Here is a 17,925-nt window from a genome sequence, read left to right as displayed (position 1 = left end):
GATTGGGAAAACGTGGCCAGCAAACCGATAGCCAGCCAACGGTCAGAAAACGGGAACGACAATGTCGCAGATGCATAGCGTCGAAAAACAGCTTCGGCAGATGATCCTGGGCCTCGAGATCGGTCCCGGCGAGAAACTGACCGAGCGCTGGATCGAAAGTCGCTTCGGCGCCTCGCGAACCCCGGTCAGGGCCGCGCTGCTGCGGCTCGAGACCGAGGGCCTGGTCGGCAGGGACGGCCGTGGCTGGACGGTGTCGCCCATCAACCTGGCCGAACTCGAGCAGATTGCCGTCTACCGGGAGGCGGTGGAGGTTGCAGCCCTTCGCCTGACATGTGCCCTGGCGGACCGCAGCGCGGTCGATGTCATCGAGGCGATGCTCGACTCCTGCGACACCGACACGCCGCGTGAGGAATGGCATCGTATCGGTATGGATTTTCACATCGAGTTGGCGCGCTTGTCTGGCAACGAATTCCTGTTCCGGGCGGTCCGCGATGCCATGACACGCCTGTCGCGGGCCCGCTGGCTGGAGGTTCGCGACGAGGCCGCCCTTGCTCGCGCCTGGGCGGAACATCGCGCCATTCTGGCGGCGGCACGCCTCGGCGACGCCGATGAAGCCGCGCGCCTGCTTTCGGCCCACATCGTCGGCAGCCGCGACCGCCTGGTGACGTCGCTCGCCAACGACCGGCGCGGTCTTCGCGCCAGGGGTTTTGCCGTCATCGCCGCCTAAGGCATGCGGTACGCGCCGCGCAAAAGGCGACGTCCAGGCGCGCCGTGCACTTTCGGCCTCGCTTCGCGGACACCGATGGCGTAAGAGCGGCGATGGAAAACAACCGATTTGAAACACCCGTGACCGTCAAGTCAGTCACGGCGGGGAGCACTCAGCTCTTGCGTACGGCCCGTGAGGCTTCCGATTACCTGCTCAACAGCTGGCCCGGAAAACGCAGCCCCAAGCATCGCGCGGCCCTGCAGGCCTGTCACGATGCGCTGGCCGGCGACAAGCCGGCGATGAACGCCAGGCGCGCCTTCATTGCGGCGGCGCGCGAAGTGGACGTCTTCGTCAGCGACAAGGCGCCGGCTTGATCCAAGGCGACAATCTGGAATGAGGCACGGCCCGCATGCGCGGGCCTTTTGCCGTCACTTTGCCGTTTCGGTTTCGGTTTCAGTCTCGTCTTCGGGCTTCGAACGCTCGCGTGCGGCAACCTTGGCCGCCAGCTTTTCAGCCTTCTTGGCCGCCTTCTGGCGGTCGCGTTCCTTGCGTTCCTGATCGTAGTTTGGTGGTCGCGCCATATCGGCTCCTTTTCACTGCCTTGCGGCTCTGACCCTGCCTAGGAGCATTAGCCGTCAAACACAACAGCTGAAGCGATCGTGCCCAGCCGTTCGCGTCGATGATGGCCCGGGCTTGCAAGATGCACGGGACCATGGTGTAGGGGGCCGGGGCGCCAACGTATCGCGACCGCGCGTTCGTTTTGATCAAGTGAAACCATGGCCACCATACAACGAACGACGGCAAGGGTTTTTTATTATGCGCGAAACGTCGTGCGCGATATCGCGCCGCAGGCGCTTTTCCGCCGGCGGCTTGTGGGTCGCCTCGAAAAAGCCCGGCTTGCTGACGGTTCGGTTCGCCGGCGGCTGAATTGCTACAACAAGCTGCAGGACGCATTTTCGCCCAGCCCGGCTGCGGTGCATATCGACAATCTGCCGCTGATACCGAGTATCTAGTACTACGACCTCAAGGAGATTGCCCGGTACTTCGACCGCCGACCTTGCCGAAAAAGTGCGCTATTTCGAGCAGCACCCGGCTGCAGCCGAACGCATCATTGCCGCGGCGAATGCCTATTGCCGCACATTCGCAAACGAGAAGGCCGAGCAGGCGATCTCCCTGCTCGTGCTCTACAAATACTTTGTCCTCAGCGGCCAGATCGAGCCTGATGCCGAGGTCTGGCGCTATATCGGGTTAAGTGCGGGCTTCGTCCGCCGAGCCCCGCCGCAAACCTCCCGTGGTCACACGCCGCTGCGGTCAATCACCAGATCGGCGGGACCAAAACGGTCCTTTGCCGTCAGTTGCTGGTGCCAGTAGGGATAGAGCAAGGGTGGCCGGCTGACCGTGTCTAGGCGGTCACGCTCTTCGCCGGTCAGCACCAGGCTTGCCGCGGCGATGTTGTCGCGGAACTGCGTTTCGGTCCTGCCGCCGATCACCAGCGAACTGACCGCCGGCCGGCCGAGCAGCCAGGCCAGCGCCACCTGCGCCGCCGACACGCCGCGCTGCGTGCCGATCTCGACAAGGACATCGACGATCCGCCAGAGGCGGTCCTCGTCGCGGATCGGCGGTTCCGACCAGCCGGCGAGCTGGCGGGCGGTCGGGCTGTCGCGGCGGTATTTGCCGGACAGCAATCCGCCGGCAAGCGGGCTCCAGACCAGCACACCCAGCCCCTGGTCGACCGAAATCGGCAGCAATTCATATTCCGCCTCGCGCGCTTCCAGCGTGTAGTGGATCTGCTGGGTGACGAAGCGCGGCTGGTGATGGCTGTCGCTGATGCCGAGCGCCTTCATCACCTGCCAACCGGAATAGTTGGAGCAGCCGACGTAGCGGACCTTGCCCTGGGCAACCAGCGTATCCAGCGCGGCGATGGTTTCCTCGAGCGGTGTCGTACCGTCCCATTCGTGCAGGAAGTAGATGTCGATGACATCGGTCTTCAACCGCTTCAGGCTCTTCTCGCATTCGCGGATCAGGTGATAGCGCGACAGGCCTTCATCGTTGGGGCCATTGCCGATCCGCATCCGCGCCTTGGAGGCGATCAGCACGTCGCCCTTGCGCTTGCCGCCGAGCGCCTCGCCGATGATCTCTTCAGAGACGCCGTTCGAATAGACATTGGCGGTGTCGATGACATTGATGCCGGCATCGATGCAAAGATCGATCATCCGGCGCGCCTCATCGAGGTCGGTCTTTCCGACAGCCGAAAATGCGCCAGCACCGCCGAAGGTCATGGTGCCCATGGTCAGGGTCGAAACTTTCAAGCCGGAACGGCCGAGGGTGCGGTATTCCATGTCAGTCCTCGCGATTTGTTGTTGAAAGGCAGTGCCCGGACGGGCCTCGCACATTTGTAGGACAATTCAAGCCGCTTGTCGCCATGCCACGACGATGGATCGATCATGCCTCGCGGAATTTGCAGTGGCGGCTGTCTCGCTCCAGGCTGCAATAAAACCGTCATTGCCGGCCTATATTGAAGTCGGCTCAGGTGTTGCCACTCCGGGACGCAGGCCAGGGGTCGGGGCGGCGGACGTGGATCGACAGGGCTTGCAAGCGGAGCAGCTGATATGACCGAGCTAAAACAGAATTCTCCTGCCAGGGACTGGCTTGAGGCCGAGCTCGCCGACTCGCTCGACGAGGACTATGAGCTCGAAATGTCGGAGCCGGCGCTGTCGATGGAGATCGCCAAGATCTACAAGAACTCGCATCCGCCATCGATCGATCGCATGCAGTATTTTCGCGACCTGATCACCTTGCAGTCCGAACTGATCAAACTGCAGTCCTGGGTCGCCTATCACAAGAAGAAGCTGGTGGTGATCTTCGAGGGCCGCGACTCCGCCGGCAAGGGAGGCGTCATCAAACGCATCACCCAGCGTCTCAATCCGCGCATCTGCCGCGTCGTCGCCCTTCCGGCGCCGACCGAGCGCGAGAAGTCGCAATGGTATTTCCAGCGCTATGTGCCACATCTTCCGGCCGGCGGCGAGATCGTGCTGTTCGACCGCTCCTGGTACAACCGCTCCGGCGTTGAACGGGTGATGGGTTTTGCCGAGCCCGATCAGGTCGAAGAATTCTTCCGCGACGTGCCGGAGTTCGAGCGCATGCTGGTCCGCTCGGGCGTCACCGTGGTCAAATACTGGTTCTCGATCACCGACGAGGAGCAGCAGATGCGCTTCCTGATGCGCATCCATGATCCGATGAAGCAGTGGAAGCTGTCGCCGATGGACCTGCAGTCGCGCGTTCGCTGGGAACAGTACACCAAGGCCAAGGAAGAGACCTTCGCCCGCACCAACATTCCCGAGGCGCCCTGGTTCATCGTCGAGGGCAACGACAAGAAGCGGGCGCGGCTGAACTGCATCGACCATCTGCTCAAGCAGTTGCCGTATGAAGAGGTGCCGCACGAGGAGATCACGCTGCCCGAGCGCGTCTTCAATCCCGAATACGAGCGCCAGACGCTGCCGCGCGAACTCTACGTGCCTGAGAAGTATTGACTGTCTGGGGTTGCTAAATCCCCCCCTCTCGTGGGGGAGATGTCCGGCAGGACAGAGGGGCACGGGAAGGATCGCGGCGTAGGCTACGCGTCTGAAACCTAAGCCCGTTTGATCACCACATGCGTGGCGAGCGCCGTCGCCACCTGCTCGCTGCACTGATAGCCAAGCTTGGGCATGTCCAGGCCGGTAAAGAGATTCTCGCCCGCACCGAGCAGCAGCGGCGAGATCGCCAGATGCATCTCGTCGATCAGTTTCTCCTGCAGATATTGCCGGATGGTCGCGACGCCACCGCCGACCCGCACGTCCTTGCCATTCGCCGCCGCCTTCGCCTGTTCAAGCGCCGAATGGATGCCGTCGGTGATGAAGTGGAAAGTAGTACCGCCCTCCATCGTGATCGGCGCCCGCTCGTGGTGGGTCAGCACGAAGACCGGCACATGGTAAGGTGGGTTGTCGCCCCACCAGCCTTTCCAGCTGTCGTCAGGCCATTCGCCGCGGATCGGCCCGAACATATTGCGGCCGAGGATCCAGGCGCCGACATTCTCGAAGCTGCGCGCCGCGAACGCCTCGTTGGTGTCGGTGGTGCCGCCCTCCTGTCCGAGCACCATCTTGCGGAAGGTGCGGGTGTCGACAAACCATTTATGCAGATCTTCGCCACCGACGCCGAGGGGATTTTGCAGAGTCTGATCGGGACCGGCTCCGTAGCCGTCGAGCGACAGTGTGAAAGCATTGACGCGAAGTTTGGACATGAAAGCCTCCTCCATAACCAGTTGCGCAAAGGAGTAGCAAACTGATTGCGAAATGCAAGCAGTTTATATGGATGCAGCAAACCCCGGCGATTGGTCCAACGACCTTCGCTGGGGCTCCCGACCGGACACTGGAAATTGTCATTGATATCGAGAGGCCGCCGGGCATTGCCGCGACCGGCCATCGGTGGGAAGAGAAAACTATCCCTTCAGCATCGTTGCCACTTCGGGCGCGAAATAGGTCAAAATGCCGTCGCAGCCGGCGCGCTTGAAGGCCAGCAGGGATTCCAGCATCGCCTTCTCGCCATCGATCCAGCCATTGGCGCCGGCGGCCTTGATCATCGAATATTCGCCTGACACCTGGTAGGCGAAGGTCGGCATCTGGAATTCATCCTTCAGCCGCCGGATGATGTCGAGATAGGGCAGGCCGGGCTTGACCATCAGCATGTCGGCGCCCTCGGCGATGTCCTGTTCGGCCTCGCGCACCGCCTCGTCGGAATTGGCGTGGTCGATATAATAGGTCTTCTTGTCGCCCTTGAGCAGGCCGGCGGTGCCGACCGCCTCACGATAGGGACCATAGAAGGCCGAGGCGAACTTGGTCGCATAGGACATGATCGCCACGTCCTGGAAACCGTTGGCGTCGAGTGCGTCGCGGATGGCGCCGATGCGGCCGTCCATCATGTCGGACGGCGCGATGATGTCGGCGCCGGCTGCCGCCTGGATCACGGCCGCGGCGGTCAGCTGTTCCACCGTCTCGTCATTGACGATGATGCCGTCGCGCAGGATGCCGTCATGGCCATGGCTGGTGAACGGATCGAGCGCGGCATCGGTGATGATGCCGATCTCCGGCACCGCGTCCTTTATCGCCCGGGTGGCGCGGTTGATGACGTTGTCGGGGTCGAGAATGTGCGAACCGGTCTGGTCGCGCAGGGAGATATCGACATTGGGGAAGGTGGCGAGTGCGGGAATGCCGAGCTTTGCCGCGCGTTCGGCCTCCTTGACGGCGAGATCGATCGACAGGCGGAAGACGCCCGGCATGGCGGCGATCGGCTCGCGCACTTGTCTGCCGTCGACGACGAAGATCGGCCAGATCAGGTCGTCGACCGTAAGCCGGTTCTCCTGCACGAGGCGGCGCGACCAGTCGGCCTTGCGCATGCGGCGCAAGCGGCGGCTGCCGGTGATGTCATCGACGCTGCGCGTGCCGGCTGGCTTTGCCGGTGTGAATTTGTTCATCGCCGTCGGGGTGAATTTGTTCATCGCCAAAACTCTCGTTCGGCGGCTTTTACCACGAGCCCTTGCCGCTGACCAATGCAACACGTTTGTGCCAGCGATCAGGTCGAGGTCTATTCCGGTTGCCCATTGCCCGACAGGATCTGCGCCGCGCCCCTCATGGCGACGCGGAAAGCCTCGTCGAAGGAAACGCCGCGCACCTGCCAGGTGTAGGTCTTGCCGGCCATGGCCAGCCGCCAGTCGGCAATCCAGCCGAACTCCTTGTCGCTCCACACGATGCTGCCGGAGAGTGCCTGATCGGCGCCGGCCTTTTTCGCAACCATGTCCAGCATTGCCATGTCCGCGTCGCGCAGTGTCCTGTCGTCCAGCCCAGCCTGCGACAGCAGCGCTGCGGTGAGGAAAGTCACCCGCATGGCGAGCGGCGCTGCGGCATTGCTGAACGATTCGCGCATCAGCACGCCGCGCTCGTCATCGGCATCGAGCGCGAAATGCCTGATGTCGCGCTCGGCCGCCAAAAACACCGCCAGCCGTGGCCGCTCGGTCAGCCACGGCCTGCTGCCGAGCGAGGCCAGCACCGGATCGATCACCGCCGGCCTGTACTGGCAATAGAGATTGTGAGGCCGGTCGTACGTGCCTTGATCATCATGGTTGGGAATGCCTTCCATTCGGTCGCGGTAGCGGAAGCTGGCGACGAAGCTGCCGGCCTTGTCGCGCAGTGCCGTCATCTCCGGTTTCGCCGGCAGGCGCTGATCGCCGGAAACCCGGACCAGGACCGCGTCGAGGCAGAACTTGAAGCCGACCTCGCGATGCTTTTCATACTTACCGTTGACGATGGTCTGCGACTGATAGAGATCCTCGAGATCGGCCGCCCTGGCCAGGCCATTGATGGCCCAGAAGGTCAGCAGGCCACCCAGAACAAGTGCGAGGCGCAAAAACTGCGGCATGGCTCACCGTTCGCTTCTAGACCCGTCGTCGATATATGGCGGCCATGCAAGGTCAGGGCCGGTTCTGAAGAACGATACGTTGTTGGTGAAAATGCTGGCAGGGGCAAGCCTGATCATGCGCCCGTCTGGATGTTCGATCTGGGCCACGTTGTCGATGAACCACTCGTTCCAGCTTGCTTCGGGGCCGAGATATTTGTGAAGGAGCCGTTTGAAGCGGTCTGGCGACATCGGTTCGATGGTTGCGGTGCCGCGCAGTCCGAGGTGCAGCAAGATGCCGCCATTGTTGTCGAAGTGAACAATTTCCACCGCGCAGCGCGGGTCTCTTTCAAGATGCTTTACCGCGCTTCCATCCGATGACCCGAGAAGCCAGATCGCACCGTCCTCCCAGATGAACCACACTGGCGCGTTGCGCGGCGCGCCGTCCGCGCTGACGGTCGCCAAATTCGCCATTAGCGGGCGACTGAGAACATCGTCCGGGTCGAACTCTCGCGGCATCGCCAAATAATCTCCCAATAGGCTCACAGACGGATGGTTGCACCCATTCGGCCGCGACGCAAAGGATGGCGCCTTGCCTCTCTTGAAATGCAAACTGACCCGACATCGACCGGGCTTGGCATTGACGCACCCATGCGCCACGCTTTAGCACTTCAATCCCGGCGGCGCGGGGGAGGGATTCTTTCACGATGGATTTTGGCGGAGGCGACGAGATCCGCTTCGAACATCTGGGCCGGGCCGGCGTCGTCACATTGACGCGACCGCAGGCGCTCAATGCCGTCACGCACCGCATGATCCGGGCGCTCGACGCTGCTCTTTGCGCCTGGGAGACCGACCAGGGCGTCGATGTCGTTGTCGTCAAGGCCGAGGGCAGGGCGTTTTCGGCGGGCGGCGACATCCTGCATATCTACGAGGCTGGCCGGGCTGGAAAGCCGCCGGTCGAGTTCTTCGCCGACGAATACCGGCTCAACGCCCGTATCAACAGCTTCAAGAAACCTTACGTCGCGCTGATCGACGGCATCGTCATGGGCGGCGGCGTCGGTATCTCCTTCCACGGCTCGCACCGGGTGATGACCGAAAATGCCCAGTTCGCCATGCCCGAAGTCGGCATCGGCTTTTTCCCGGATGTCGGCGCCAGCCATTTGCTGCCCGATCTCGGCGGCTCCTTCGGCATGTATCTGGCGCTGACCGGCAATCGCATCCGCTATGGCGACGCGCTGTGGTCAGGGCTCGCCACCCACACCATCAAGGCCGAGGACCAGGGCGGCTTCCTCGACCGGCTAACGCTGACCGGCGATCCGGAATCGGTGTTGCGCGGTTTCTTCGTCCAGGCAAAACGGGAAACCGACAGGCCGACGCTGGAGGCGATCGTCCGTCATTTTTCGCAACCATCCCTCAAGGCTGTCATCGACAGCCTGGAACAGGCGGCAGGCGCCGACGAGTTCGCGGCCAAGACGCTGGCGACGATCCGGACGCGTTCTCCGACCAGCCTGCGCGTCGCCTGGCGCCAGATCAGCGCCGGGCTGACCATGTCCATGGACGCCTGCATGAAGATGGAGTTCCGCATCCTCAACCGGATGCTGGCCGGCCACGATTTCTACGAAGGCATCCGCGCCGCCATCATCGACAAGGGCTCGAAGCCGCAATGGCGGCCGGCGAGCCTCGGCGCGGTCAGCGAGGCGGATGTCGACGCCTATTTCGCCTCGCTCGGCGAGCGGGAGCTCGACCTGTGAGCGAGGTGACCTCCAGACGCGTCGTGCTGCAGCCCTCGGGCGTGGAGCTGATCTTCGCCTGGTTCCAGCGCGTCGTCGCCGGCTACTGCCTGCTGTTCGGCATTCTCTACTGGATCAGGCTGATCGGCTTCTATCCGGGCTCGTTGTGGCGCTTCGACCTTATGCCGGTGCACTGGCAGGTGGCGGCGGTGATGCTTGCCGTGTTTTTCCCCTTCGCGGCGGCCGGCCTGTGGATGCTGGCGTCCTGGGGGCCTGTGATCTGGTTTATCTGCGCGGTGACCGAGACGGTCATGTATGCCGGTTTTCCCGAGCTTTTCGGCCACCGCATGCTCATCGTCGTCTCGCATGCGGTCGTGGCGCTGCTTTATATCGCTTTCCGCGTGATCATCTGGCTGCAGAAACGACCGGTGCGGCACTAACCCCTTGAGCCCATTGGCGCCCTGGCGGCTGCCTCAATTCGGCCCCGCAATTGTTGGCTAAATCTTTAGGTTAATTATCCTTGCTCGGGAGACCGTTCGTTAAGCCTCTTTCGAAACCTCTTACCGGTAAGCTCTTGTTAGCCCTAGCGTTTAAGTCGAATTTTATGAGTATTCGATAGTGTCGCGATCAAGGTGAAAAACAAAAAATCACCAGGGCGACAAACGAGAGGCAAAGACAATGATCAATTCGCGTCCGGCGGCGAAGACCGCCAACGTATCCGACGACCGCCGCGAGGCTATCCGCTCGCTGTACATGGAATCGCTGCAGCTTGTAGAGCGGCTGCACCGCCGCCTGCTTGACGTGATCAAGGACGAGTTCGACCGCAACGGCCGCTCCGATATCAATGCCATCCAGGCGCTGCTGCTGTTCAACATCGGCAATTCGGAGCTGACCGCCGGCGAGCTGCGTTCGCGCGGCTACTATCTCGGCTCCAACGTCTCCTACAATCTGAAGAAGCTGGTCGATCTCGGCTTCATCAACCACCAGCGCTCGCGCATCGACCGCCGGTCGGTCCGCGTCTCGCTGACGCCGAAGGGCAACGAGGTGGCGGACGTCGTCGCCGGTCTTTATGAGCGCCATGTCGGCTCGATCGAGCAAGTCGGCGGCATCAACACCGACGAGTTCAAGCAGATGAACCGCGCGCTGCAGCGGCTCGATCGCTTCTGGAACGACACAATCGCCTACCGGATGTAAGCCGGCGCATCGGATCTGGCCCGCGCCACAGAAGCGCGGCCGAAATGTCGACCTCTGGTCAAGGCCGGTGCCGAAAGGCATCGGCCCTTTTCTTTTCCTGATTCCGAAGCCCAGGCGCCCGGTCGACACTAGTCCGCCAGGTTTGCTTTCGCCACAGCAGTGCCTAATGTCACGGCCCGGAGGGGGCGCATGATGGGTTTGGGAAAACGCTCGAAGATCTGCTCGGTTGCCGCAGTGCTTTTGTTGGTCCCGCAAATGGCTTTTGCCGAGGAGTGGTGGAAGGATTCTTTCGCCTCGGAAGGCAGCGCTCCGTGTGACAACAATGACTCGATCGTGACGTTTACCGACAAGGCAGTCGAGATGTGGGAGGTCGGCTGCACATTGGACAAAATTCAGAAGATCAACCGCCTGGATGTCGTCATCCTGGACATGTCGTGTACGGATGGTGAAAGCACAGACAAGAGGCGGGAACTGTTGCTCAAACTGGAGGATAACAAGGTTCTGCGCTATCCCCAGCATGAGGTGTTGCAACGATGTTCGGAATTGAAGGCGCAGCCAAGTCCGGCCCCAAATGTTGAAAATCCGCACTGAGATCGTGAGATAGTCAGCCCAGATAGGATCACGGCTTCAGCGGGCAGAATTTCTCGTGGAAATAGGCAAGCGCCTGTTCGGCGTGGCCGGGCTCGCCGAAGAACGGACCGATTGCTTCGGGCTCGCGCGTCAGGTCGCAGCTGCCCTCGGTGTCGGTCGTGCATGTCTTCACCAGCCCCTTCAGCGCGATGGTTGCCGGCGGATTGTCGAACGACAGGCCGTTTACGCCGCCAAGCCGCAGTTCGTAGCTCAGGCGGTAGTAGATGGCGCCGTCCTCCTCGAACTGCTGTTCGGCTCTGTAGGTGCAATCATCCAGCCGGGTCACGATGAACCTCAGCGTTTCGGTTTCGTCGCCGACCTCGTTCGGGCCAGTGCTGGTGCAGACCGCCGGCGATCGGGAAACCTGCTTCAGCGGTTCGTCGGTCTGCTGCCCGTATTTGGGGATCGCGCCCTGTTCCAGGCCATGCACGAAATAGGCAACCGTTTCCTCCGGCGTCGGGGTGCGGTCGTTCGGACCTGCGGCCAAGGCGAAGGCCGCGACGATAGAAAGGACACCAGGCATGGTCTCGTTCCTCGCGTTGGACTAGCTTGTCAGTGTAGCATCAAGGGCTTGTGGCAATCGGTCGATATCGCGGCCGGCGACCCGGATCGGTGCCGAAAAAGCACGGGCTTTTCATTTCGCTGCACCGCCCGATGCAAATCGCGGGCCAAGGCCACGTTGCCGCCATATTCCAATGGAACCGAGGATGCCGGTGATGCTGTGGTGAAGGCCGAGCGTTCACCCGGAACCCGTGTCGCGGCTCAAGCGTTTGTGGCCGAACTGATACGGACATGGTTGGCTAATTGTTAAGATTGCCAACTCTAGAGTGCGGGCAACATCGCCCTGAAAACCGAATGCAGCAAGATCGAACGCTACAAGAATGTCTGGAACGTCCATGAGAACCAGCCGCCGTTTTTTCCTTTCCGGAGCCTCCGCGCTCGCAGCCGCGATGGTCGCCGGCGGCGCCAATGCGCAGGATGTCATCGGTGATATCCTGAAATCCTCGGCGCGCGGCAATTGGGACGACCAGTTCGACGCCCGGGCCAGCGAGGGCGGCAAGGTGGCCTCGACGCTGCCGATCTTCAGCCCGCAGACCGTCGCCTTTACCGAGCAGGCGGTGGCGCAATACCAAAACATCGTCAGCCAGGGCGGCTGGGTAGAGGTGCCCGCGACCAAGAAGTTGCAGCTCGGCGTCGATGATCCCGATGTCGTGCCGTTGCGCAAGCGGCTGATGGTCTCTGGCGACCTGTCGCAGAGCGCCGGCATTTCGACGGCCTTCGATTCCTATGTCGACTCGGCGGTCAAGCGCTTCCAGTTGCGTCACGGCCTGCCCGCCGACGGCTCCATGGGCAAATACACCTACTTGGCGATAAACGTTTCGGCGCAAATCCGGCTTGGCCAGCTACAGACCAACCTGCAGCGGCTGAAGGAGAAGGCTGGCACGCTTGGCAGCCGCTACGTGCTGGTCGACATTCCGGCGGCGCAGATCGAAGCCGTCGAGAATGACCGCGTCGTGCTTCGCCACACCGCGATCGTCGGCAAGATCGATCGCCAGACGCCGATCGTCAATTCCAAGATCAACGAGATCATCGTCAATCCGTACTGGAATGCGCCGGTCTCGATCGTCCGCAAGGACATCATTCCGCTGATGCGGAAGGATCCCAACTATTTGAAGGACAGCCATATCCGGCTGTTCGCTCCGGACGGCAGCGAGGTCGACCCGCTCAATGTCGACTGGTCGACCGACGACGCCGCCAAGTATCGCTTCCGCCAGGATCCAGGCGCGGGCAACGCCATGGCGTCGGTGAAGATCAATTTCCCGAGCCCGGACGGCGTCTACATGCACGACACGCCGCAGCAGAGCCTGTTCGGCAAGATGATGCGTTTCGATTCCTCGGGCTGCGTGCGCGTGCAGAATGTGCGCGACCTCGTCACCTGGATCCTGCGCGACACGCCCGGCTGGGACCGTCAGCATTTCGAGGCGACGATCAAGACCGGCGAAAACACGCCGGTCGAGGTCACCAACCCGGTGCCGGTACATTTCCTCTATCTCTCGGCCTGGTCGACGGGCCCGGGCGTCGTGCAGTTCCGCGACGACGTCTACGCGCTCGACGGTGCCAACGAGCTGCAGATCACGTCTTCGCTTTAACTAACTGATTTTTTTACCAGAAGAGGCCGCCGGTTAAGGCGGCCTTTTCGTTGCTCGGATTGCCTGCGCCTTTTCGCGGGAGGGCGGCTGGACGGATCGGCCGGCTTTGCGCATGGTCGGCGGACAAGTCTGGAACCGGACCATGGATGTCGCCGTCTTCATTCTGGTTGTGCTCGTCTTCGTCGCCGTTTCCGGCGCGCTGGTGCGCCTGGTGCGGGTGCCGTTGCCGGTGCTGCAAATTGCCATAGGTGCCGCACTCGCCTGGCCGGTGCGCGAGATCAACGACCACGCGGCGCGGGCGCTGTTCACCGAGATCACGCTTACCGAGGCCTTGCTGAAGGGGCGGCAGGCGTGAAAATAGCACGCTCGTTGCCTCGCTGGCGCAAACCGGCCAGCAAATTTCGCGCCGCAAACGTGGCGGGGCGAAAACAACTGTGTTAATGGCGCGGCGAATGCATGTCGCCCAAAAGTGTGCAGCGGTTTTGGGACAGCGACATGCATAAATCAAAATTGCCCCCGAACCCAAGGATTTCAGGCCATGGCATCAGCAGCGGCAGTGTCGAACAAATTTGAATCCTTCTTCGAAACCACGCTGGAAGATGCCGACCCGGAGATTTTCGGCGCCATCCGCAACGAACTCGGTCGCCAGCGCCACGAGATCGAACTGATCGCCTCTGAAAACATCGTCTCGCGCGCCGTGCTCGAGGCGCAGGGCTCGATCATGACCAACAAATACGCCGAAGGTTATCCGGGCAAGCGCTACTATGGCGGCTGCCAGTTCGTCGACGTCGCCGAGGAACTTGCCATCGGGCGGGCCAAAAAGCTGTTCGGCTGCAACTTCGCCAACGTCCAGCCGAATTCCGGCAGCCAGATGAACCAGGCGGTGTTCCTGGCGCTCTTGCAACCCGGCGACACCTTCATGGGGCTCGACCTCAATTCGGGTGGCCACCTGACCCACGGTTCGCCGGTCAACATGAGCGGCAAATGGTTCAAGGTCGTGTCCTATGGCGTGCGCCAGGACGACCATTTGCTCGACATGGACGCCATCGAGAAGACCGCCCATGAGACCAAGCCGAAGCTGATCCTGGCCGGTGGCACCGCCTATTCGCGTGTCTGGGACTGGAAGCGTTTTCGCGAGATCGCCGACGCGGTTGGCGCCTATCTGATGGTCGACATGGCGCACATCGCCGGTCTCGTCGCCGGAGGCGTGCATCCGTCGCCACTGCCGCATGCCCATGTGGTGACCACCACCACGCACAAGTCGCTGCGCGGCCCGCGCGGCGGCATGATCCTGTGCAACGACGAGGACATCGCCAAGAAGATGAATTCTGCGGTGTTCCCCGGCCTGCAAGGTGGCCCGCTGATGCATGTCATCGCCGCCAAGGCGGTGGCCTTCGGCGAAGCCCTGAAGCCGAGCTTCAAGGTCTATGCCGAGAGCGTCGCCGCCAACGCCAAGGCGCTCGCCTCCAGCCTCAAGGAAACCGGCCTCGATATCGTCTCCGGCGGCACCGACAACCATCTGATGCTGGTCGACCTGCGTCCCAAGAACGCCACCGGCAAGCGCGCCGAGGCAGCGCTCGGCCGCGCCAACATCACCTGCAACAAGAACGGCATTCCGTTCGACCCGGAAAAGCCTTTCGTCACCTCGGGCGTGCGCCTCGGCACCCCGGCGGGCACAACGCGCGGCTTCGGCCAGGCCGAGTTCCGCGAAATCGGCAAGCTGATCGCCGAAGTGCTGGATGGTCTGAAAGTCGCCAATTCCGACGAGGGCAATGCCGCTGTCGAAGCGGCGGTCAAGGCCAAGGTTGTGGCGCTGACCGACCGCTTTCCGCTCTATCCGTATCTCGGCTGACGAGATAGGACGTCTCACCACCTTGCCGCGACGGACAAGCGTCGTCGCGGCAAGGCTGCGACAGGAGCCTTGATGATGCGAATTGTCCGTCTCGCCGACCTTGCCATCGTCGGCGTCCTGGCTGCTTCGATTGTCTTGCCGCTCTCCGGCATCGCCTCGGCGCAAACCGCACCTGCGCAACCGGCACCCGCCCAGGCCGCACCGGCGGCACCCGCCCCGGCGGCGCCCAAGCTTGAAACCTTCGGCAGATGGTCGACCCTGGTCGACGAGGTCGATACCGGCGAGGATATCCGCAAGACCTGTGCAGCCTCGACCGCCTTTGTCGGTGCCCGCGGCGAAAGCGGCACTCTGACGCTTATCATCACGAACGGCGATGCGCTGCCGCCGGCTGCCTACCCGTCCGTGACCATAGCGGTCGACAACTCGGCGCTGCCAACCGGCAAGTCGGTCGCGGCAACCTTTGGCGATGACAAGGGCCACGTCGCCGCCAAGCTCCATTCCGACGCCACCGTGGGCGGCCGGCTTAGCTGGACCGTGGACAATCAGGCCAAGACCAGCCTGGCGCTCTTGCGCGTCATGCGCCGCGCATCGGTGCTCGATGTGTCCTTTGGCGACGCGCCGGTTGGAAGCATAGCCATGGACGGCTTCACCAAGGCCTATCGCAGCCTCGGCGCATCATGCGGGTTTGCGACCACCGACGTCGCCCCCTGACGGCATCGCTGTCCAGCCGCCTGGCGGCGCTGGCAATCTTGCTTGCAGCTCGCTATCTCTCAGGGCGAGCGGCTCTGAGGGGCGAGGGGCTGCTTTGCCATCGTTGCAAAAACCTCTAAGCCTTTCGCTTCACCAGATTCGCCAACCAAAGGCTTCTCCATGCGCTGTCCGTATTGCCAGTCAGAAGATACGCAGGTGAAGGATTCGCGCCCCGCCGAGGATGGCGCCGCGATCCGCAGGCGGCGCGTTTGCCCCGATTGCGGCGGCCGCTTCACGACCTTCGAACGCGTGCAGCTGCGCGACCTCGTCGTGGTCAAGAAATCCGGTCGCAAAGTGCCGTTCGACCGCGACAAGCTGTTGCGCTCGGTGGAGATCGCCGTTCGCAAGCGCAATGTCGATCCCGAACGCATCGACCGCGCTGTGACCGGCATCGTGCGCCAGCTCGAAAGCTCCGGTGAGACCGAAGTGGCCTCCGGCGAGGTCGGCCGGCTGGTCATGGACGCGCTGAAGTCGCTCGACGATGTCGCCTATGTCCGCTTCGCCTCGGTCTACCGCAATTTTCGCGAGGCCAAGGATTTCCACGAATTGCTCGGCGAGCTCAAGGGGGACGAAATCAAGGGCGAAGAGGACGCCGGCTGAGTATGATTGCAAGCGACAGACAGGCCGGCCTCGATCGCCGTTTCATGGCAGCGGCGCTCCGCCTTTCGCGCAAGCATGCCGGGCGCACCGCGACCAACCCATCCGTGGGCACGCTGATCGTGCGCGACGACGGCGATGGCCCAATGATCGTCGGCACCGGCGTCACTGCTGTCGGCGGCCGCCCGCATGCCGAGACCGAGGCGCTGGCCGAGGCCGGCGCGCTGGCGCGCGGCGCCACCGCCTATGTCACGCTGGAACCTTGCGCCCACCATGGCCGCACGCCGCCCTGTGCCAACGCGCTGGTCAACGCGGGTGTCGCGCGTGTCGTCGGCGCTGCCAGCGATCCCGATCCGCGCGTGTCCGGCCAGGGCTACGCGATCCTGCGCGCCGCCGGGATCGAAGTGGTCGAGAAGGTGTTGGCGGCGGAAGCTGCCGAACAGATGGCCGGCTATTTGATCAGGTCGTTGAAAAAACGCCCCGAAGTGATTCTCAAGCTTGCGCTTTCCAGCGATGGCAAGATCGGCAGGGAAGGCCAAGGGCAAGTGTCGATCACCGGCGATGTCGCCCGTCGCGAAGTGTATCTGATGCGGGCCGAGGCCGACGGCATATTGGTCGGCATCGGCACCGCCCTTGAGGATGACCCGGCATTGACGGTGCGCTTGCCGGGGCTGGAGAACCGGTCGCCGGCGCGCATTGTCCTCGACCGGCAGATCAGGCTGCCGGAGACCTCGAAGCTGGTTTCGGGCGTGGACCGGGTGCCGCTTTACGTCGCCGCCTGCCTGGAGGCCGATCCGCTGCGGCGGACCATGCTGGAGCGCGCCGGGGTGCGCTTCATCGGCACCGAAACGCATGAGGGCGGCGTTGCGCTGCCGGAACTGCTCGAGGATCTGGCCGCGCTCGGCATGGCCAGTGTTCTGGTCGAGGGCGGCGCCAAGGTTGCCGGCGCTTTCCTGGCCGAGGGGCTAGTCGACCGCATCGTGCTGTTCCAGGGATCGGAAGCGATCGGCGCCGACGGCATTGCATCGCCCATCGATGCCGACCATATCCCGGCAGGATTTCGAAAGCTCCGCGATATGCGTTTCGGTGAAGACAGCTACGCCGAGTGGATCAGGAACATTTAGACCACGATCCCGAACAGTGGGACCGGTTTTCGGACAGGATCATGGTCAAACGGAAGGATCACCGATGTTTACTGGAATTGTCACCGATGTCGGCACCGTCGCGACCGTCAAGCCGCTGAGGGAAGGGGTGGGGCTACGCATCGACACCGCCTACGATCCCGAAACCATCGCCATCGGCGCCTCGATCTCCTGCGGTGGTGTCTGCCTGACGGTTACCGCCTTGCCCGACAGCGGCACGAACGCGCGCTGGTTCGAGGTCGAGGCCTGGGAAGAGGCGCTCAGGCTGACGACGGCGACGAATTGGAAATCGGGCACGCGGATCAATCTGGAGCGAGCGCTGAAGATCGGCGACGAGCTTGGTGGTCACATCGTTTCGGGCCATGTCGACGGCATGGCCGAGATCATCGAGCGCAGGGATGAAGGGGACGCGGTGCGTTTTACCCTCGAAGCACCGCGCGATCTGGCGAAGTTCATTGCACCGAAAGGCTCGGTCGCGCTCGACGGCACCTCGCTCACCGTCAACAAGGTGGAAGGCACGCGCTTCGACGTGCTTTTGATCCACCACTCGCTGACCGTGACCACCTGGGGCGAGCGCAGGGTTGGCGACCGCGTCAATCTCGAGATCGACACCATGGCCCGCTACGCGGCGCGGCTGGTGGAGGCCGCAAAAGAGGGGCTTTGACGGTCACAGTCGGACGGACTTCCGCGGCAAACTGGGCACGTGCAACATCTTCTGCTTGCGATCAAACGGGCTTCGGCCTAAGTCACC

Annotated in this window: 21 protein-coding genes and 1 pseudogene; 15 read left to right on the top strand and 7 right to left on the bottom strand. The window is 62.7% G+C overall.

Going from position 1 to position 17,925, the window contains the following annotated elements:
• The first annotated feature begins 61 nt into the window (after positions 1-61).
• Entirely contained in the window at positions 62-727 is a 666-nt protein-coding gene (locus AC1D08_RS29225) for a GntR family transcriptional regulator (RefSeq protein WP_457154527.1), read from the top strand.
• A 92-nt stretch (positions 728-819) separates the two neighbouring features.
• On the top strand, positions 820-1,080 hold the full coding sequence (locus AC1D08_RS29220) for a DUF982 domain-containing protein (RefSeq protein WP_027028494.1): 261 nt from the start codon (positions 820-822) through the stop codon (positions 1,078-1,080).
• Positions 1,081-1,134: 54 nt separating this feature from the next.
• On the opposite strand, the gene AC1D08_RS29215 is transcribed toward AC1D08_RS29220, so the two are convergent.
• Positions 1,135-1,287 (bottom strand): hypothetical protein, encoded by a 153-nt coding sequence (locus AC1D08_RS29215; protein ID WP_095085720.1) that lies wholly within the window; start codon positions 1,285-1,287, stop codon positions 1,135-1,137.
• 195 nt (positions 1,288-1,482) lie between these two features.
• On the opposite strand from AC1D08_RS29215, the pseudogene AC1D08_RS29210 reads away from it, so the two are divergent.
• Positions 1,483-1,951, top strand: a pseudogene (locus AC1D08_RS29210) (hypothetical protein); the annotation flags it as partial.
• 50 nt (positions 1,952-2,001) lie between these two features.
• On the opposite strand, the gene AC1D08_RS29205 reads toward AC1D08_RS29210, so the two are convergent.
• Positions 2,002-3,045, bottom strand: a complete 1,044-nt coding sequence (locus tag AC1D08_RS29205) for an aldo/keto reductase (RefSeq protein ID WP_457155236.1) — start codon at positions 3,043-3,045, stop codon at positions 2,002-2,004.
• Positions 3,046-3,315: 270 nt separating this feature from the next.
• Here AC1D08_RS29205 and ppk2 point away from each other — a divergent pair, with 270 nt between their 5' ends.
• Positions 3,316-4,236: a polyphosphate kinase 2 gene (gene ppk2 / locus AC1D08_RS29200; protein ID WP_477424696.1), complete on the top strand. Its 921-nt coding sequence runs from the start codon at positions 3,316-3,318 to the stop codon at positions 4,234-4,236.
• Positions 4,237-4,334: 98 nt separating this feature from the next.
• Here ppk2 and AC1D08_RS29195 read toward each other — a convergent pair whose 3' ends face one another.
• The 4 genes from AC1D08_RS29195 to AC1D08_RS29180 all read right to left on the bottom strand — a co-directional run bounded on the left by AC1D08_RS29195 (position 4,335) and on the right by AC1D08_RS29180 (position 7,648).
• Positions 4,335-4,982 (bottom strand): dihydrofolate reductase family protein, encoded by a 648-nt coding sequence (locus AC1D08_RS29195; protein ID WP_457153713.1) that lies wholly within the window; start codon positions 4,980-4,982, stop codon positions 4,335-4,337.
• Between the two features lie 198 nt (positions 4,983-5,180).
• A complete protein-coding gene (gene hemB / locus AC1D08_RS29190) occupies positions 5,181-6,212 on the bottom strand; it encodes a porphobilinogen synthase (RefSeq protein ID WP_095085711.1) in 1,032 nt (343 codons plus the stop codon).
• 110 nt (positions 6,213-6,322) lie between these two features.
• Positions 6,323-7,153, bottom strand: coding sequence for a DUF2066 domain-containing protein (locus tag AC1D08_RS29185; RefSeq protein WP_457153714.1), 831 nt, complete (start codon positions 7,151-7,153; stop codon positions 6,323-6,325).
• Between the two features lie 3 nt (positions 7,154-7,156).
• Positions 7,157-7,648, bottom strand: coding sequence for a pyridoxamine 5'-phosphate oxidase family protein (locus tag AC1D08_RS29180; RefSeq protein WP_457153716.1), 492 nt, complete (start codon positions 7,646-7,648; stop codon positions 7,157-7,159).
• 188 nt (positions 7,649-7,836) lie between these two features.
• Here AC1D08_RS29180 and AC1D08_RS29175 point away from each other — a divergent pair, with 188 nt between their 5' ends.
• The 4 genes from AC1D08_RS29175 (at position 7,837) to AC1D08_RS29160 (ending at position 10,644) form a co-directional block, all read left to right on the top strand.
• On the top strand, positions 7,837-8,880 hold the full coding sequence (locus AC1D08_RS29175; protein WP_457153715.1) for an enoyl-CoA hydratase/isomerase family protein: 1,044 nt from the start codon (positions 7,837-7,839) through the stop codon (positions 8,878-8,880).
• Positions 8,877-9,299 (top strand): DUF6163 family protein, encoded by a 423-nt coding sequence (locus AC1D08_RS29170; protein WP_095081139.1) that lies wholly within the window; start codon positions 8,877-8,879, stop codon positions 9,297-9,299. The genes AC1D08_RS29175 and AC1D08_RS29170 overlap by 4 nt, the downstream gene beginning before the upstream one ends.
• Before the next feature lie 238 nt (positions 9,300-9,537).
• Positions 9,538-10,053, top strand: coding sequence for a transcriptional regulator LdtR (gene ldtR / locus AC1D08_RS29165; protein WP_013896002.1), 516 nt, complete (start codon positions 9,538-9,540; stop codon positions 10,051-10,053).
• A gap of 189 nt (positions 10,054-10,242) precedes the next feature.
• Complete coding sequence (locus AC1D08_RS29160) at positions 10,243-10,644, top strand: hypothetical protein (RefSeq protein ID WP_457153525.1); 402 nt, start codon at positions 10,243-10,245, stop codon at positions 10,642-10,644.
• 28 nt (positions 10,645-10,672) lie between these two features.
• Here the strand turns inward: AC1D08_RS29160 and AC1D08_RS29155 are convergent, their stop codons facing one another.
• Positions 10,673-11,206, bottom strand: coding sequence for a hypothetical protein (locus tag AC1D08_RS29155; RefSeq protein ID WP_457153524.1), 534 nt, complete (start codon positions 11,204-11,206; stop codon positions 10,673-10,675).
• Between the two features lie 373 nt (positions 11,207-11,579).
• Between AC1D08_RS29155 and AC1D08_RS29150 the strand changes: the two genes are divergently transcribed.
• From AC1D08_RS29150 to AC1D08_RS29120, 7 genes are all read left to right on the top strand, one after another.
• The gene (locus tag AC1D08_RS29150; RefSeq protein WP_457153523.1) at positions 11,580-12,833 is read left to right on the top strand and encodes a L,D-transpeptidase family protein; all 1,254 of its coding nucleotides are present in this window, start codon (positions 11,580-11,582) and stop codon (positions 12,831-12,833) included.
• Positions 12,834-12,945: 112 nt separating this feature from the next.
• A complete protein-coding gene (locus AC1D08_RS29145; protein WP_457153522.1) occupies positions 12,946-13,188 on the top strand; it encodes a hypothetical protein in 243 nt (80 codons plus the stop codon).
• A 183-nt stretch (positions 13,189-13,371) separates the two neighbouring features.
• Positions 13,372-14,685: a serine hydroxymethyltransferase gene (gene glyA, locus AC1D08_RS29140; RefSeq protein ID WP_457153521.1), complete on the top strand. Its 1,314-nt coding sequence runs from the start codon at positions 13,372-13,374 to the stop codon at positions 14,683-14,685.
• 72 nt (positions 14,686-14,757) lie between these two features.
• Positions 14,758-15,396 (top strand): hypothetical protein, encoded by a 639-nt coding sequence (locus AC1D08_RS29135; protein ID WP_457153520.1) that lies wholly within the window; start codon positions 14,758-14,760, stop codon positions 15,394-15,396.
• A gap of 159 nt (positions 15,397-15,555) precedes the next feature.
• Positions 15,556-16,035 (top strand): transcriptional regulator NrdR, encoded by a 480-nt coding sequence (nrdR, locus tag AC1D08_RS29130; RefSeq protein WP_095081151.1) that lies wholly within the window; start codon positions 15,556-15,558, stop codon positions 16,033-16,035.
• A 2-nt stretch (positions 16,036-16,037) separates the two neighbouring features.
• The gene (ribD, locus tag AC1D08_RS29125) at positions 16,038-17,156 is read left to right on the top strand and encodes a bifunctional diaminohydroxyphosphoribosylaminopyrimidine deaminase/5-amino-6-(5-phosphoribosylamino)uracil reductase RibD (RefSeq protein WP_477424693.1); all 1,119 of its coding nucleotides are present in this window, start codon (positions 16,038-16,040) and stop codon (positions 17,154-17,156) included.
• Positions 17,157-17,220: 64 nt separating this feature from the next.
• Positions 17,221-17,838: a riboflavin synthase gene (locus AC1D08_RS29120; RefSeq protein WP_095081155.1), complete on the top strand. Its 618-nt coding sequence runs from the start codon at positions 17,221-17,223 to the stop codon at positions 17,836-17,838.
• Positions 17,839-17,925: the final 87 nt, after the last annotated feature.

The organism is Mesorhizobium sp. P2_E6 (assembly GCF_056403835.1).
This window is presented reverse-complemented; position numbering and strand designations above follow the sequence as displayed.

Bases quoted from the DNA above. Each gene is read 5' to 3' on its own strand.
- AC1D08_RS29225 (WP_457154527.1), top strand. From the start codon at position 62: ATGTCGCAGATGCATAGCGTCGAAAAACAGCTTCGGCAGATGATCCTG.
- AC1D08_RS29220 (WP_027028494.1), top strand. From the start codon at position 820: ATGGAAAACAACCGATTTGAAACACCCGTGACCGTCAAGTCAGTCACG.
- AC1D08_RS29215 (WP_095085720.1), bottom strand. From the start codon at position 1,287: ATGGCGCGACCACCAAACTACGATCAGGAACGCAAGGAACGCGACCGC.
- AC1D08_RS29205 (WP_457155236.1), bottom strand. From the start codon at position 3,045: ATGGAATACCGCACCCTCGGCCGTTCCGGCTTGAAAGTTTCGACCCTG.
- ppk2 (WP_477424696.1), top strand. From the start codon at position 3,316: ATGACCGAGCTAAAACAGAATTCTCCTGCCAGGGACTGGCTTGAGGCC.
- AC1D08_RS29195 (WP_457153713.1), bottom strand. From the start codon at position 4,982: ATGTCCAAACTTCGCGTCAATGCTTTCACACTGTCGCTCGACGGCTAC.
- hemB (WP_095085711.1), bottom strand. From the start codon at position 6,212: ATGAACAAATTCACACCGGCAAAGCCAGCCGGCACGCGCAGCGTCGAT.
- AC1D08_RS29185 (WP_457153714.1), bottom strand. From the start codon at position 7,153: ATGCCGCAGTTTTTGCGCCTCGCACTTGTTCTGGGTGGCCTGCTGACC.
- AC1D08_RS29180 (WP_457153716.1), bottom strand. From the start codon at position 7,648: ATGCCGCGAGAGTTCGACCCGGACGATGTTCTCAGTCGCCCGCTAATG.
- AC1D08_RS29175 (WP_457153715.1), top strand. From the start codon at position 7,837: ATGGATTTTGGCGGAGGCGACGAGATCCGCTTCGAACATCTGGGCCGG.
- ldtR (WP_013896002.1), top strand. From the start codon at position 9,538: ATGATCAATTCGCGTCCGGCGGCGAAGACCGCCAACGTATCCGACGAC.
- AC1D08_RS29160 (WP_457153525.1), top strand. From the start codon at position 10,243: ATGATGGGTTTGGGAAAACGCTCGAAGATCTGCTCGGTTGCCGCAGTG.
- AC1D08_RS29155 (WP_457153524.1), bottom strand. From the start codon at position 11,206: ATGCCTGGTGTCCTTTCTATCGTCGCGGCCTTCGCCTTGGCCGCAGGT.
- AC1D08_RS29150 (WP_457153523.1), top strand. From the start codon at position 11,580: ATGAGAACCAGCCGCCGTTTTTTCCTTTCCGGAGCCTCCGCGCTCGCA.
- AC1D08_RS29145 (WP_457153522.1), top strand. From the start codon at position 12,946: ATGGTCGGCGGACAAGTCTGGAACCGGACCATGGATGTCGCCGTCTTC.
- glyA (WP_457153521.1), top strand. From the start codon at position 13,372: ATGGCATCAGCAGCGGCAGTGTCGAACAAATTTGAATCCTTCTTCGAA.
- AC1D08_RS29135 (WP_457153520.1), top strand. From the start codon at position 14,758: ATGATGCGAATTGTCCGTCTCGCCGACCTTGCCATCGTCGGCGTCCTG.
- nrdR (WP_095081151.1), top strand. From the start codon at position 15,556: ATGCGCTGTCCGTATTGCCAGTCAGAAGATACGCAGGTGAAGGATTCG.
- ribD (WP_477424693.1), top strand. From the start codon at position 16,038: ATGATTGCAAGCGACAGACAGGCCGGCCTCGATCGCCGTTTCATGGCA.
- AC1D08_RS29120 (WP_095081155.1), top strand. From the start codon at position 17,221: ATGTTTACTGGAATTGTCACCGATGTCGGCACCGTCGCGACCGTCAAG.